This window comes from Gemmiger formicilis, from assembly GCF_016900095.1.
Taxonomy (GTDB): Bacteria; Bacillota; Clostridia; order Oscillospirales; family Ruminococcaceae; genus Gemmiger; species Gemmiger formicilis_A.
Genome location: NZ_JACJJP010000011.1, coordinates 1 through 14,614, shown reverse-complemented (window position 1 = coordinate 14,614; position 14,614 = coordinate 1). Strand labels below are relative to the sequence as shown.

Genomic DNA, 14,614 nt, shown 5'->3' with positions numbered 1-14,614 from the left:
GTTCGTGAATTACATCTCGACGATGGTGGCGCAGCCCATGCCGCCGCCGATGCACAGGGTGGCCAGGCCCTTGTGAGCGCCGCGATGCTTCATGGCGTACAGCAGGGTGACCAGGATACGGGCGCCGGAAGCGCCGACGGGATGGCCCAGGGCGATGGCGCCGCCGTTGACGTTGACCTTGCTCATGTCGAATTCCAGGTCATGAGCCACGGCCAGGCTCTGCGCAGCGAAAGCTTCGTTGGCTTCGATGAGGTCCATATCGGCAACGGTCAGGCCGGTCTTGGCCATAACCTTGCGGGTAGCGGCGATGGGGCCGACACCCATGATGGAGGGATCAACGCCGCCCAGAGCGCCGCCGACCCAGGTAGCCATGGGGGTGATGCCCAGTTCCTTGGCCTTGTCTTCGCTCATGATAACCAGAGCAGCAGCGCCGTCATTGATGGCGGAGGAGTTGCCGGCGGTGACGATGCCGTCCTTCTTGAAGGCGGGCTTCAGCTTGCCCAGCACTTCCATGGGGCTCAGACGGGGGCCTTCATCGGTATCGAAGACGATCTCGGCCTTCTTGGTCTTGATGGTGACGGGGACGATCTCGTCCTTGAAAGCGCCGGACTTGATGGCGGCGTCGGCCTTGACCTGGCTGTTGTAAGCGAACTCATCCAGCTGCTCACGGGTCAGGTGCCACTGCTCGGCCACGTTCTCGGCGGTGATGCCCATGTGGTAGTTGTTGAAAGCGTCCCACAGAGCGTCGTTGACCATGGTGTCAACCAGTTCGCTCTTGCCCATGGGATAGCCCATGCGGTAGCCGTAACGGCCCTTCATCATGGCAAAGGGAGCCATGTCCATGTTCTCGGTGCCGCCCGCGACGACGATGTCCGCGTCACCGGCTTCGATCATCTGGGCCGCCATGTTGACGCAGTTCAGGCCGGAGCCGCAGACCACGTTGACGGTGACAGCCGGGGTGGTGACGGGCAGGCCGGCTTTCAGGGAGGCCTGACGGGCGACGTTCTGGCCCAGACCGGCCTGGATCACGCAGCCCATGTACACATGATCGACCTGCTCCGCGGTGATGCCGGCGCGGGCGATGGCTTCCTTGATGACGATGGAGCCCAGCTCAGCGGCGGGAACGTTGGACAGGGTGCCGCCGAACTTGCCGATGGCAGTACGGCAGGCGGACGCGATAACGATCTTTTTCATAATTTAGCAGCCTCCTGAAAATTGGATTGAATATTCGATGGATAGCTTGTCGGGTTTCTATTCCAACCGCCCCGAAGGGCGGAAACGGACCAAGGTTTATACGTCGCCGTGGCGCTGTTTGGCCAGCAGGGCGGCTTCCACATTGGGGGTGACGAACTGGGACACATCCTGGCGGTAGTGGGCAGCTTCCTTCACGATGGTGCTGGACAGGTAGCTCCACTTGATGGAGGTGGCCAGAAACACCGTTTCGATGCCGGGCAGCAGCGCGTGGTTGGTGTGGGCCAGCTGCATCTCGTTTTCAAAGTCGGTGACGGCGCGCAGGCCCCGCACCATAACGGTGGCGCCGCAGGCCTTGGCAAAGTTCACGGTCAGGCCGTCAAAGCTGGCAACCTCCACATTGGGGATGTCCTTGCAGCATTCCCTGAGCATCTCCACCCGCTGTTCCACCGTGAAAAGGGGCGTTTTGGCGCTGTTGTTCAGCACCGCCACGATCAGCTTGTCAAACATGCGGGACGCGCGTTTGATAATGTCCAGATGACCGCGGGTGACCGGGTCAAAACTGCCGGGGTACATGGCTGTTGTCATTGATGGGCCTTCTTCTGTCTGGATTACCGCCGAACACTGTTAAAATTCTAACAGCTTCGGGCGCAAATATAGCACCCGTCCCGTTACGGTCTGTCATACTGAGGATGATCGGCGTTTTCAAAGAAAGGGCGCCGGGGCCGGTTTGCGGTGGCTGGGTGCGTGCGCTCAGGCGTGCCGCTGAACGGCTCCGCGCTGATACCTTTATTTTTGCATGTTGTTAAGGTTTTGTCAATACCCGAACTTGTTCAAATTCAACTTCTTTTTCCCCTCCTTTTTGTCTTTTTGCCCAAATTCGACTGGCTGCTTACCTATTTAATAGGCACGGGTGTGTGCATGGTTCCGAATTTCTTTGCAAAAGGAACGTTTTTCCGCCATTTTCCCGCTTTTTCCCAAAGTGCGGACAAAATCTTGCAAAGGGCTTGACCACCCGGCCGGCAGGTGTTATTCTTTTAACAGATACTGCTTTGCCGCGGCATCTTTCCGCTGCGGCTGTGCAGCTTTGTGATGATAAAACGAGGTGTTTTTTATGGTGAAGAGTTTTGACGAACTGATCTCCAAGGTCAAGGAATGCGGCAAGAAGACCATCGCGGTGGCCGCCGCCGAGGACGACGCCGTTCTGGAAGCCGTTGCCGAAGCCCACAAGCAGGGCATCGCCGACGCCATTCTGGTGGGCGACGAAGCCAAGATCCGCGCCATCGCCGCCGAGATGAAGATGGACCTGTCCGACTACCGCATCATCAACGAGCCGGACAAGACGGCCGCTTCCCTGAAGGCGGTGAAGCTGGCCCATGACGGCGAAGCCGACATGTACATGAAGGGCCTGCTGGACACCAAGACCTTCCTGAAGAGCATTCTGGACAAGGAAGTGGGCCTGCGCACCGGCAAGACCCTGAGCCATGTGGCCGTGTTCCAGATCGAGGGCGTGGAGCAGCTGCTGTTCCTGTCCGACGTGGCCTTCATCACCTACCCCACCCTGGAAGACAAGGTCCATATCATCGAGAACACCGTGGAAGTGGCCCATGCCTGCGGCGTGGAATGCCCCAAGGTAGCGCCCCTGGCCGCCGTTGAGGTGGTCAACCCCAAGATGCCCTGCACCGTGGACGCCGACGAGCTGCGCAAGATGTGCGAAGAAGGCAAGATCACCGGCTGTGTGGTGGACGGCCCCCTGTCCATGGACATTGCCATTGATCCCGAAGCCGCTGCCCACAAGGGTGCCCAGGACCGCCCCGCCGCCGGCAAGGCCGACGTGCTGCTGTTCCCCGACATCCAGGCCGGCAACCTGGTGTACAAGACCCTGGTGCACACCGCCAAGTGCGAGAACGGCTGCATCCTGACCGGCACCAAGGTGCCCGCCATCCTGACCAGCCGTTCCGACTCCTTCAAGACCAAGGTCAACTCCATCGCCCTGGCTGCCGTGGTGGCCGCCGCCCTGAACCACTGAGCGGGTATTTTGTGAGAGAGAAAATCATTTGAAGAAGGAAGCGAGCTACCATGTCTATCAAGAGCCTTATCATCAACCCCGGTTCCACCTCCACCAAGATCGGCGTTTTTGAGGACGAAACCCTGCTGTTCGACAAGACCCTGCGTCATCCCACCGAGGAGATCGCCAAATATGCCTCCATCATCGACCAGAAGGATTTCCGCAAGCAGATCATCCTGGACGCCCTGAAAGAGGACAACTGCGACATCCATTCCTTTGATGTCATCGTGGGCCGCGGCGGCCTGCTCAAGCCCATTCCGGGCGGTACGTATCCCGTCAGCGACGCCCTGCTGGCCGACCTGGTCGCCGGTGTGCAGGGGCAGCATGCCTCCAACCTGGGCGGCATCCTGGCCCGGGAGATTGGCGACGCCATCGGCAAGCCCTCCTACATTGTGGACCCCGTGGTGGTGGATGAGCTGACCGACGTGGCCCGGATCTCCGGCATGCCCGAACTGCCCCGCCGCAGCATCTTCCACGCCCTGAACCAGAAAGCCGTGGCCCGCCGCTACGCCAAGGAACACGGCACCACCTACGACGCTTTGAACCTCATCGTCATCCATATGGGCGGCGGTGTGTCGGTGGGCGCCCACTGCAAGGGCAAGGTTGTGGATGTGAACAACATCCTGGACGGCGAGGGCTGCTTCAGCCCCGAGCGCGCCGGCACCGTGCCGGTGGGCGACCTGATCAAGATGTGCTTCTCCGGCAAGTACACCCAGAAGGAAATCTACAAGAAGATCTGCGGCAACGGCGGCTTCAATGCCTATCTGCACACCAACGACGCCCGTGAGGTGCAGAAGATGGTGGACGAAGGCAACGAGTACGCCAAGCTCATCCAGGACGCTTTCTACTATCAGATTGCCAAGGACGCCGGTGCCATGGCCGCCGTGCTGCACGGCAAGGTGGACGCCATCATCCTGACCGGCGGCATCGCCTATTCCCAGCTGACGGTGGACAAACTCACCGAAAGCATCGGCTGGATTGCTCCCATCACCGTCTATCCCGGCGAGGACGAGCTGCTGGCCCTGGCCCAGGGTGCCCTGCGCGTCATGACCGGCGAAGAAGAACCCCAGACCTATTGATCCCCTGCCCGCGCTTGACGGGCGCAGCCTCAGCGGTTATAATAAAAACTGCCGCCGAGGTGTTGCGCAGCTGGTAGCGCGCCTGGTTTGGGACCAGGAGGCCGCAGGTTCGAGTCCTGTCACCTCGACCAAAAAAGGCAGGCTGAAACTGTGCGTTTCAGCCTGCCTTTTCCTTTATGTGCCGGCAGCAAAGAAGGCGCAGCCCCGCGGGGCTGCGCCTTCTTTTCGGTTCTGGATACGGGGAGGATTACAGCTGGCTCTTGTACAGCTCCTTGATCTCCTCCACGCTGGTGTCGCGGGGGTTGCCCGGGCAGCAGGCGTCGGCGAAGGCGGACTCGGCCAGGAACTGGATGTCTTCCTCCTTCAGGATGCCCTGCAGGTTGGCGGGGATGCCCACATCAGCGCTCAGCTTCTTGACAGCGGCGATGGTGGCGTCGGCGGCCTCGGCGTCGCTCATAGCGTCGATGCCTTCCACACCCATGGCCTTGCCCACGGCGCGATAGCGCTCACCGGCCACGCTCTTGTTGTATTCCAGGCCCACCGGCAGCAGAATGGCGCAGGCCACACCGTGGGGGGTGTCATACAGGGCGGACAGGCCGTGGGCCATGCTGTGGACGATGCCCAGGCCCACGTTGGAGAAGCCCATGCCGGCAATGTACTGGCCCAGAGCCATGCCCTCGCGGCCTTCCGGGGTGTTCTGCACGGCGCCGCGCAGGTTCTCGCTGATCAGGCGGATGGCCTCCAGGTGGAACATGTCGGAGATGGTGCAATGGCCCTTGGTGATGTAGCCTTCAATGGCATGGGTCAGGGCATCCATACCGGTGGCGGCGGTCAGGCCCTTGGGCATGGAAGCCATCATGTCGGGATCGACCACGGCCACTTCGGGGATATCGTTGGTGTCCACGCAGACGAACTTGCGCTTCTTCTCCACGTCGGTGATGACGTAGTTGATGGTGACTTCGGCGGCGGTGCCGGCGGTGGTGGGCACGGCGATGGTGAAGACCGCATGCTTCTTGGTGGGAGCCACGCCCTCCAGGCTGCGGACATCCGCAAATTCAGGGTTGTTGATGATGATGCCGATGGCCTTGGCGGTGTCCATGGAGGAGCCGCCGCCGATGGTGACGATGCAGTCGGCTTCCGCCTTCTTGAAGGCTTCCACGCCGTCCTGGACGTTCTGGATGGTGGGGTTGGGCTTGATTTCGCTGTACACGGAGTAGGCGAAATTGGCTGCATCCAGCAGGTCGGTGACCTTCTTGGTGACGCCGAACTTGATCAGGTCGGGGTCAGAGCAGACAAAGGCCTTCTTGTAGCCGCGGGAGGTCAGCTCGGGGACGATGTTTTCGATGGCGCCGTGGCCATGGTAGGAAATGGTGTTCAGAACAATGCGAGAGACCATAAAACAATACACTCCTTTTGTGATGGGTTGAAAATAGATCGTAGAACTCCCTTTGGGGAGGTGTGACGGAACTCAGTTGAGGAAATTCTCGTTGAGGGTGACACCGAAATCCCGGGCGATGGCACGCAGATCGTCATCCTCGATGGTCTGGCGGATCAGGCCGCCGCCCATGGACAGAACCTTGACGTAGATCTCGGCGCTCTTCTCGATGGTGTGGGCCAGACCGAAGGTGGTGTCGTAGTCGGGGCCGGAGGCAAACAGGCCGTGCTGGGCCCAAATGGCGGCCTGGTAGGTCTTCATCTTCTCGCTGGTGGCCATGGCGATGTCCGCACCGCCCGGCACCATCCAGGGGCAGACGCCCACGCCTTCGGGGAAGACCACCGGGCACTCGGTGGCGCTCTGCCACAGGGCACGGCTGAAATCACGGTCGGTCAGGGGCAGGATGTAGGTCAGGGCGATGACGTTGGTGGCGTGGCAATGGTAGATGACCCGGTTGGCGCCGTTGGTGGCAGCCTTGCGCACGCTGTGGTTCATGAAATGGCTGGGGAATTCGCTGGTGGGCTTGGCGCCTTCGGCCAGGCCCCAGACGATGCGCCAGCTGTCGCCGGCGGCATTGATCTCCACAATGCCGATAGAGTGGATGGGGTCGGGTTCCACATTGCGGAAGTACTTGCCCGAACCGGTGGTGATGAAGTATTCCCCGGCCAGGTTGTCCGCCTGGACACCCATCTTCACCCATTCCCGGGGCGTCTCGTCAAAGTAGGGACGGCAGGCGGCCACGTCCTCCTCGGTCATGCGGTAGGTCAGGTTGCCGCCGTTGCGCTCGTGCCAGCCCTGCAGCCAGCCGTCGTTGCACATCCGCATAAAGCCCTTCACACAGGGGATATCGTAGATTTCCATGTTCATGTTCCTTTCTGTATAAAACCGTTTTGACAGGTTGATTCAGCGGGTGATCACGTCCACCGGCACATTGAAGATCTCCGCCACCTTGAGGATGGTGTCGATGTGGCGGCCGCAGGCGGCAGCCATATGGTGGGTGGGACCGGCCTCGCTCCAGCGGTTGACGAACTCCCGGGCACCGCAGGCAAAGCGGGTGCGCATATTGGTGTCGCCGAAGGTGAAGATGGGGCCTTCCTCGTTGATGCCCTCGGCCACCACAAACTTGAAGTGGCCGTCCTTGTCCTGGGTGATGCCCAGGTAGGTCACGGGACCCAGATGGGGGTAGAACTGGGTCAGGTAACCGCCGCCAGTCTTGCCGTGGAAGACCGGCACGATCTTCATGGTGGGCTTTTTGGCCGAGATGGCCGCATCGCCGGAGCCGGAATGGCCGATGATGCAGATGTCCTTGTCAAAGTCGATGGAATACATCTCGGACAGCTGGCCCTGGCCGGAAATCGTCTTGAGAATGGACATGGCCATGGAGACTTTAATGTCGCCCTCCACGGCGCAGGCAACGCCCTGCTTGATGAGCATGGAGAAGGCGGGAATCAGCATGGAATCCAGCACGCCGGCCTTGCCCTGGGCAAAGCCGTCATAGTGGGAAGCGATAAAGGCGATCTTCTCGTCCTTGACCCACTTTTCAAAGGCCACGACATAGCGGGCCATCTCCCAGACCTTCTCCACGGTGCCGCCGCCCTCGATGTCGAAGGTGTCCAGAATCTCTTCTGCTTTGGCGCGGATGACCGCCTCATCGGTGACGTCATCGGCAATGGCCCACATCTTTTCCCAGTCGAACTGCTTGGTGTACAGCCACATGCGGTGGTACAGGTTGGTTTCGTCGATGTACAGGTCCATCATGCCGGGGTAGGGACGGCCGATCTGGGCCAGGTTGGTGTCCCGGAAGCGGCGGCGCACCTGAGCGGCCTTGCACCAGTCGTTGATCTCGGCCTGAACGGTGGGATCGCCGCCCTCCACCACGCCGGTGATGACCGCATGGCGCTTGCCGGCCCGCTCCAGGTCAGCCACCATCTCGCCCACAGCGCCGCAGGCATACAGCTCGCCCAGCCATTTGGCCGTGTCGGTGTGCTCGTAGTCGGGGGCACGCAGCTTCTGGACGTTCACCAGCACCACCGGCACATCCAGGTCCCGCACCGCAGGCAGCATATTGTAGGAGGTGGCGTAGGTCAGCAGCTGCATGATCACCAGGTCCACGTCGGCGGCGCGGAACTTGTCCCCGGCCGCCTGGCTCAGCTCCTTGGTGGTGACGATGCCGCCGTCCACCAGCTCCACGGTGTCGGGAATCATGGTTTTGAACTGCTCGTACTGGGCCTGGAATTCCGGTACCAGGCTGGGGAACTGGGGCAGATAGGCGCCCAGGGCAATGGCGAACACGCCTACCCGGGCTTTGGTTTCCACTAACATGCTCATTGGGGAAGAACCTCCTTGATATCAAAACTTTCACGGATACTTTGTCTTGCGGTGACCAGGCCGGCAAATTCGCCGCCGTGAATCATCTGAACGGCCAGGTTGCCGATGGCCGTACCCTCCACCGGGCCGGCGTACACCGGCAGGCCGGTGACGGCGGCGGTCATGCGGTTGAGGTAGTTGTCCTGGCAGCCGCCGCCCACGATGTTGATGCTGGTGTAGGTCTTGCCGGTCAGTTCGGAAAGCCCGGCAATGGCGTTCTTATAGCACAGGGTCAGGCTGCGGTAGACGCACTGCATCAGCTGGCCCACCGTCTGGGGCACCGGCTGTCCGGCGGCGGCGCAGGCTTTCTGCACCGCCAGGATCATGCTGTCCGGCGCCAGGAAGGCGTCGTCGTTGGCGTCCACCACGGCGGTGAAGTCCGCGGCGCTCTCCGCCGCCGCAATCAGGTCGGGGAAGCTCCACTGCTTCTCCCCTGCCTTCACATCCAGGGTCCAGGCGGCCCGGGTCTTGCCGGCCACGTAGTCCACCCCATTGAGTTCCCGCCGGATGGACTGGATCATCCACAGACCCATGATGTTCTTCAGATAGCGGAACCGGTACCAGGCGCCGCCCTCGTTGGTGAAGTTCTGGGCGCGGCTCTCCTCGGTGGTGATGGGGGCTTCGTTCTCCACCCCCAGCAGGCTCCAGGTGCCGCTGGACAGATACACCGCCCGGTCATCCCGGGCCGGCACCGCCAGGAAGGCCGAGCCGGTGTCGTGGGTGGCGGGCAGAATGACGGTGGTCTGGAAGCCCACTTCGGCGGCGATCTCCTCTTTCAGAGGCCCCACCACCGTGCCGGGCATGGACAGGGGGCCGAACAGCCGCCGGGGCAGGCCCAGGGTGTCCAGCAGTTCCCGGTCCCAGGTCTTTTTGGCCGCGTTGACCAGGTTGGTGCTGCTGGCGTTGGTGTATTCCTGCTTCTGCACGCCGGTGAGCAGATAATTGAAGTAGTCCGGAATCATAAGCAGGCTGTGGGCCGCTTCCAGCTGTTCGGGATGCTCCTGCTTGAGAGCCATGAGCTGGTAGATGGTGTTGAACAGCTGTTTCTGGATGCCGGTGCGGGCGTAGAGCTCGGCGGGCGGGATCAGGGCGTCCACCGCCTTGTCCATGCCCTCGGTGCGTCCGTCGCGGTAGGCCACCGCATCCCCCAGGCGCTTGCCGTCCTTGTCCAGCAGCACAAAGTCCACCGCCCAGGTATCAATGCCCACGGTGGCCGGAATCTTGCCCTGGGCCTTGCAGGCCTTGAGGCCGCCCAGAATGCCCTGCCACAGATTTTCCACGTCCCAGCAGTCGTGGCCGTCCCGGCGCTGCTGCCGGTTGTCAAAGCGGTACATTTCCTCCAGCACCATGCGCCCGTTTTCCACGTGGCCCAGAATGTGGCGCCCGCTGGACGCCCCGATGTCAATGGCCAGATAATACTGCCCCATGACGGAACCCTCCTTGCCGATTTTTTCTGATTCCATTGTAACCGTTCTTATTTGCAGGGATAAGGACGGTTTCTCACCAAAACAGGGACTTTATTTGCATTGCGTTCCGCTTTGTGGTATGCTGATAAAAAGGATGTGACACAAAAATGAACCCGGAGCTGTTAAAAAAACTGCAAAAGATCACCGAGGAGGAACAGGCCATCCTGGACGGGCGGGCCCAGGTGGAGCGGGAGCGGTATACCTCCCGCCGGGATTTTGTGGTGGACAGCGAGAAATTGCTGGAAAAGGGCAAGCTCATCGAAATCCGCCCCCACACCAGGTTTGTGCATTTTCCCCGCCACCGGCACAACTATGTGGAGCTTTTGTACATGTGCAGCGGGTCCACCACCCACATCATCAACGGCACCCAGACCCTGGTGCTGCAGACCGGGGACCTGCTGTTTCTGAATCAGGCGGTGTACCACGAGATTCTGCCCGCCTCGGAACAGGACGTGGGGGTGAACTTCATCATTCTGCCCCAGTTCTTTGACCGCAGCTTCCGCATGCTGGAGCAGGAAAATGTGCTGCGGGACTTTCTGATCTCCACCCTGGCGGGGGAATCCGCCTTTGCGGGGTATCTGCACATTGCGGCCCACGACATTCTGCCGGTGCAGAACCTGCTGGAAAACATGATCTGGACCCTGTTGGAAAAAAAGCCCGGGGTGAACGTGCTGAACCAGACCACCATGGGTCTGCTGCTGCTGAACCTGGCCATGTTTGCGGAGGACGTGAACCGCACGGCTTCCGGCAGCCGGGAGGAAAGCGCGGTGTTCACGGCGCTGAAATACATCGAGTCTTCCTACAAAAACGGCACGCTGGAGGAGATTGCCGCCCAGCTGCACATGCCCCCCTACACCCTGAGCCGGATGCTCAAGCATCACACCGGGCAGAACTTCAAGCAGCTGCTGCAGCAGCGCAAACTGCAGCAGGCCGCCTATCTGATGGGCAACACCCGCCTGCCCGCCGACGCGGTGCTGGAGTCCATCGGATACGAAAACAGCAGCTACTTCTACCGCAAATTCAAGGAAAAATACGGCTGCTCCCCCGCCGACTACCGCCGCCGGCAGGCCCACAGCTGACCTGCGCCCCGGATTCCACAATCCGGGGCTTTTTTGTGGAAAACCGGCGGTCATTTCCCGATTTTTTTACACTTGTTCAAAATTGTATATGGTTTTTGCCCTCCTCCCGTATTAAGATGAAAAAACAGCCCACCGCGTGCGGGCTGTTTTTGACTTGAAAACGGGAGGATTTTTCTGCCATGGAAGAAAAGAAGCCCAAAACCGGCGGAATGGAAAAGATTGCCACCTTTATTGTGGACAAACGCAATCTGTTTTTTCTGCTGTATGCGCTGGCGCTGATCTTCAGCATTGTGGCGTCGGGCTGGGTCAAGGTGGAAAACGACATCACCACCTATCTGCCCGCCCACACCGAGACCCGCCAGGGCCTGACGGTGATGAACGACAATTTCACCACCTTCGGCACCGCGCGGGTGATGGTATCCAACGTGACCTACGACACCGCCCAGGATCTGGCCCACAAGCTGGAGGATGTGGACGGTGTGTACAGTGTGGAGTTTGACGACAGCACCGATCATTACAAGCAGGCGTCGGCGCTGTTCACGGTCACCTTTGACGGCACCGCCACCGACGACATCAGCCTGCAGGCCCTGGACGGCATCGACCGGGCGCTGGACGGGTACGACGCCTATGTGGACACCGAGGTGGGCCAGGACATGTCCGCCGACCTGGCCAGCGAGATGAGCGTGATTCTGGTCATTGCCGCGGTGATCATCGTGGTGGTGCTGACCCTGACGTCCCGCTCCTACGCCGAAGTGCCGGTGCTGATCCTGACCTTCGGCGCCGCGGCCCTGCTGAACATGGGCACCAACTTTCTGTGCGGCACCATCTCTTTCATTTCCAACTCGGTCACGGTGATTCTGCAGCTGGCCCTGGCCATCGACTACGCCATCATCCTGTGCCACCGCTTTTCCGACGAACATGAGACCAAGGACACCCGGGAAGCCTGCATCGCGGCCTTGTCCAAGGCCATACCGGAAATCAGCTCCTCTTCCCTGACCACCATTTCCGGTCTGGGTGCCCTGGCCTTCATGCATTTCGGCATCGGGCGGGATATGGCCACCGTGCTGATCAAGGCCATCCTGTTCAGCCTGCTCTCGGTGTTTACCCTGATGCCCGGGCTGCTGATGGTGTTCAGCAAAAAGATCGACGCCACCCGCCACCGCAAACTGATTCCCCGCATCACCGCCCTGGGCCGATTTGACGTGGCCACCCGGTTTGTTATCCCGCCGGTGTTCGCGGTGGTGGTGGTCATTGCTGCCGTGCTGGCCAACCAGTGTCCCTACTGCTACAGCTTCACCGACCTGGTGACCCCCAAACAGAGCGAAAGCCAGATCGCCCACCAGAAGATCAAGAACACCTTCGGCAACAACAACATGCTGGCGGTCATTGTGCCCAAGGGCAACTACGACGCCGAACGGCAGATTCTGCAACAGCTGGAAGCCTGCCCGGAGGTGGATTCCGCCCAGGGTCTGGCCAACACCGAGGCCGAGGACGGCTACATGCTGGCCGACGCCGTGACACCCCGCCAGCTTTCCGAGATGGCGGGCATCGACTACGAGGCCGCCGAAGCCCTGTATGTGGCCTATGCCGTGGACCAGAACCAGTACGGCAGTGTGCTCAGCGGCATCGGGGATTACAAGGTTCCCCTGTTCGACATGTTCATGTTCCTGCAGAAGGAGATGAAGGACGGCAACATCACCCTGCAAGGGGATATCCAGAACACACTGGACGATCTGTTCGATCAGCTGAACTGGGCCCAGGTCCAGCTGCAGAACGACAAGTACAGCCGGATGGTGGTCTATCTGAACCTGCCGGAAGAAAGCGACGAGACCATGGACTTTCTGACCACCATGCACGACATCATCGGGCAGTATTATTCCGGCGACTACTACGTGGTGGGCAACTCCACCAATGTCAAGGACCTGTCCGGCTCCTTTGTGCAGGACAACGTGCTGATCAGCGTGCTTTCGGCTCTGTTCGTGGTGCTGATCCTTCTGTTCACCTTCAAATCCGTGGGCCTGCCCATCCTGCTGATTCTGGTCATCCAGGGCAGTATCTGGATCAACTTTTCGGTGCCCACCCTGGCCCACGAACCCCTGTATTTCCTGGGTTACCTCATCGTCAACGCCATCCAGATGGGCGCCAACATCGACTACGCCATCGTCATTTCCAGCCATTACACCGAGCTGAAAAAAGAGATGCCCATCCAGAAGGCCATGATCACCGCCCTGAACCAGGCCTTCCCCACCATCTTCACTTCCGGCACCATCCTGGCGGTGGCCGGGGCGCTGATCGGCGTCATGACCACCAACCCGGTCATTGCGGCCATCGGCAGCTGTCTGGGCCGGGGCACCGTGGTTTCCATCCTGCTGGTGCTGGCCGTGCTGCCCCAGATTCTGCTGGTGGGGGATTCCATTGTGGAGCGCACCAGCTTTGCCATGAAAGCCCCTATCGATCTGTCCCGCATCAACCGGTCTGCCAGCGGCAGCATGCGGGTGAGCGGCCGGGTGCGCGGGTATGTGAACGGCGTCATCGACGCCGAGATCAAGGGCACCCTGAACGGGACCCTGAAAGCGGCCGTGACCTCCGGCACCACCATCGAACCCGCCGAACCGGACTATTATCTGCCTCAGGAGACCTCCGACGCGGTGGCCTGGGCCCAAAATTACACCGAAGGGGAGGAAGTATGATGCGCAAGACAGTCAGACAAGGGCTGTGTGCCCTGCTGAGCACCGCGCTGCTTTTGGGCAGTCTGCCCGCGGCGGCACTGGCGGAAGAAGCCCCCGCCGCCCTTCACCTGAGTACCGCCGACGACCTGGTCCAACTGGCCGAAAACTGCCGGCTGGACAGCTGGAGCCAGGGCCTGACCGTTTATCTGGACGCCGACATCGACCTGACCGGATCGGATTTCGGGGGGATTCCCACCTTCGGCGGCCGCTGGGAAGGAAACGGCCACACCATCAGCGGACTGACCCTCACCGCCGACGGCAGCGTGCAGGGGTTGTTCCGCTACATTCAGAAGGACGCCGTGGTGCGACAGACCACCCTGTCCGCCACCGTACAGCCGGAAGGTTCCCGGGCGGAAGTGGGCGGTTTTGCGGGTGAAAACGCCGGAACCATCGAAAACTGCCGGTTTACCGGCACCGTGAGCGGCACCAACCAGATCGGCGGCATTGCCGGCGTGAACACAGCGGACGGCATTATCAGCGGGTGCACCGTGGACGGCAGCGTGTACGGCGACCACTTTATCGGCGGTGTGGCCGGCCGCAACGACGGTGTGGTGACCGGATGCACCAATCTGGCCGCCGTCAACACCACCGTAAGCCAGAACGAAGTGAAGCTGGAAGACCTGACGCTGGAAGATATGCTCAAAACTGAACGCGCCGCCGACATCACCGACATCGGCGGCGTGGCGGGCAACTCCTCCGGGGTCATCCGCGCCTGCGTGAACCGGGGCGATGTGGGGTATGACCACATCGGCTACAATGTGGGCGGCATTGCCGGCAGCCAGACCGGCTACATCGAAGGCTGTGTGAACTACGGCACCGTCCACGCCCGCAAGGAGGGCGGCGGTATTGTGGGGCAGATGGAGCCTTCCAGCATTCTGCAATACAACCAGGATACCCTGCAGAAACTGCAGGGCGAACTGAGCACCCTGCAGGGGCTGATGAACCGGGCCACCCAGGATGCGTCGGCCTCCTCCAGCGAGCTGACCGGCCGGCTGAGCACCCTGCAAAACCAGGTGGAAACCGCCCGGTCGGCGGTGGACAATCTGCTGGACCAGTTGGCCAACGGCATCAGCATCGGCACCCAGGAAGTCACCCTCACCGACCTGACCAAGCTGACCGGCAACAGTTCTGCCAGCGGCAGCGCAGGGGTGGAGGTGGAGCCTCTGCCCACCCCCAGCGCCTCTCCCGACAGCACCCCGG

12 protein-coding genes and 1 tRNA gene are annotated in these 14,614 nt (G+C 61.0%); 7 read left to right on the top strand and 6 right to left on the bottom strand.

The features are described from left to right. Positions 1 to 9 precede the first annotated feature (9 nt). Both H6B15_RS06810 and coaD read right to left on the bottom strand, forming a co-directional pair. The gene (locus H6B15_RS06810) at positions 10 to 1,194 is read right to left on the bottom strand and encodes an acetyl-CoA C-acetyltransferase (RefSeq protein ID WP_204647243.1); all 1,185 of its coding nucleotides are present in this window, start codon (positions 1,192 to 1,194) and stop codon (positions 10 to 12) included. Positions 1,195 to 1,290: 96 nt separating this feature from the next. Beyond that, positions 1,291 to 1,779, bottom strand: coding sequence for a pantetheine-phosphate adenylyltransferase (coaD, locus tag H6B15_RS06805; RefSeq protein ID WP_204647242.1), 489 nt, complete (start codon positions 1,777 to 1,779; stop codon positions 1,291 to 1,293). 159 nt (positions 1,780 to 1,938) lie between these two features. On the opposite strand from coaD, the gene H6B15_RS06800 reads away from it, so the two are divergent. From H6B15_RS06800 to H6B15_RS06785, 4 genes are all read left to right on the top strand, one after another. Continuing rightward, the gene (locus tag H6B15_RS06800) at positions 1,939 to 2,202 is read left to right on the top strand and encodes a hypothetical protein (protein ID WP_204647241.1); all 264 of its coding nucleotides are present in this window, start codon (positions 1,939 to 1,941) and stop codon (positions 2,200 to 2,202) included. Between the two features lie 103 nt (positions 2,203 to 2,305). Beyond that, positions 2,306 to 3,220 (top strand): phosphate butyryltransferase, encoded by a 915-nt coding sequence (gene ptb, locus H6B15_RS06795; protein ID WP_204647240.1) that lies wholly within the window; start codon positions 2,306 to 2,308, stop codon positions 3,218 to 3,220. Positions 3,221 to 3,270: 50 nt separating this feature from the next. Further along, a complete protein-coding gene (buk, locus tag H6B15_RS06790) occupies positions 3,271 to 4,338 on the top strand; it encodes a butyrate kinase (RefSeq protein WP_204647239.1) in 1,068 nt (355 codons plus the stop codon). 55 nt (positions 4,339 to 4,393) lie between these two features. Further along, positions 4,394 to 4,469 (top strand) — tRNA-Pro (locus tag H6B15_RS06785). Between the two features lie 116 nt (positions 4,470 to 4,585). Here the strand turns inward: H6B15_RS06785 and fucO are convergent. From fucO to H6B15_RS06765, 4 genes are all read right to left on the bottom strand, one after another. After that, on the bottom strand, positions 4,586 to 5,734 hold the full coding sequence (fucO, locus tag H6B15_RS06780; protein ID WP_204647238.1) for a lactaldehyde reductase: 1,149 nt from the start codon (positions 5,732 to 5,734) through the stop codon (positions 4,586 to 4,588). A gap of 72 nt (positions 5,735 to 5,806) precedes the next feature. Beyond that, a complete protein-coding gene (gene rhaD, locus H6B15_RS06775) occupies positions 5,807 to 6,634 on the bottom strand; it encodes a rhamnulose-1-phosphate aldolase (RefSeq protein WP_204647237.1) in 828 nt (275 codons plus the stop codon). Between the two features lie 42 nt (positions 6,635 to 6,676). Next, positions 6,677 to 8,101 carry an arabinose isomerase gene (locus H6B15_RS06770; RefSeq protein WP_243424319.1) on the bottom strand — a complete coding sequence of 475 codons (1,425 nt, stop codon included), beginning with the start codon at positions 8,099 to 8,101 and terminating at the stop codon, positions 6,677 to 6,679. Further along, positions 8,098 to 9,603, bottom strand: a complete 1,506-nt coding sequence (locus H6B15_RS06765; protein WP_345941954.1) for a rhamnulokinase — start codon at positions 9,601 to 9,603, stop codon at positions 8,098 to 8,100. Before H6B15_RS06765 ends, H6B15_RS06770 begins: the two co-directional genes overlap by 4 nt. A gap of 110 nt (positions 9,604 to 9,713) precedes the next feature. On the opposite strand from H6B15_RS06765, the gene H6B15_RS06760 reads away from it, so the two are divergent. From H6B15_RS06760 to H6B15_RS06750, 3 genes are all read left to right on the top strand, one after another. Then, positions 9,714 to 10,685, top strand: coding sequence for an AraC family transcriptional regulator (locus H6B15_RS06760; protein WP_204647236.1), 972 nt, complete (start codon positions 9,714 to 9,716; stop codon positions 10,683 to 10,685). A gap of 179 nt (positions 10,686 to 10,864) precedes the next feature. Then, entirely contained in the window at positions 10,865 to 13,375 is a 2,511-nt protein-coding gene (locus tag H6B15_RS06755; RefSeq protein WP_204647235.1) for an MMPL family transporter, read from the top strand. After that, the coding region (locus H6B15_RS06750; protein ID WP_275950973.1) for a GLUG motif-containing protein at positions 13,372 to 14,614 on the top strand (1,243 nt) is incomplete at its 3' end. The genes H6B15_RS06755 and H6B15_RS06750, both read left to right, overlap by 4 nt.

What these genes read in the sequence shown, in the direction of transcription:
- H6B15_RS06810 (WP_204647243.1), bottom strand. Translation starts at nt 1,194, where the DNA reads ATGAAAAAGATCGTTATCGCGTCCGCCTGCCGTACTGCCATCGGCAAG.
- coaD (WP_204647242.1), bottom strand. Translation starts at nt 1,779, where the DNA reads ATGACAACAGCCATGTACCCCGGCAGTTTTGACCCGGTCACCCGCGGT.
- ptb (WP_204647240.1), top strand. Translation starts at nt 2,306, where the DNA reads ATGGTGAAGAGTTTTGACGAACTGATCTCCAAGGTCAAGGAATGCGGC.
- buk (WP_204647239.1), top strand. Translation starts at nt 3,271, where the DNA reads ATGTCTATCAAGAGCCTTATCATCAACCCCGGTTCCACCTCCACCAAG.
- fucO (WP_204647238.1), bottom strand. Translation starts at nt 5,734, where the DNA reads ATGGTCTCTCGCATTGTTCTGAACACCATTTCCTACCATGGCCACGGC.
- rhaD (WP_204647237.1), bottom strand. Translation starts at nt 6,634, where the DNA reads ATGGAAATCTACGATATCCCCTGTGTGAAGGGCTTTATGCGGATGTGC.
- H6B15_RS06770 (WP_243424319.1), bottom strand. Translation starts at nt 8,101, where the DNA reads ATGAGCATGTTAGTGGAAACCAAAGCCCGGGTAGGCGTGTTCGCCATT.
- H6B15_RS06765 (WP_345941954.1), bottom strand. Translation starts at nt 9,603, where the DNA reads ATGGAATCAGAAAAAATCGGCAAGGAGGGTTCCGTCATGGGGCAGTAT.
- H6B15_RS06760 (WP_204647236.1), top strand. Translation starts at nt 9,714, where the DNA reads ATGAACCCGGAGCTGTTAAAAAAACTGCAAAAGATCACCGAGGAGGAA.
- H6B15_RS06755 (WP_204647235.1), top strand. Translation starts at nt 10,865, where the DNA reads ATGGAAGAAAAGAAGCCCAAAACCGGCGGAATGGAAAAGATTGCCACC.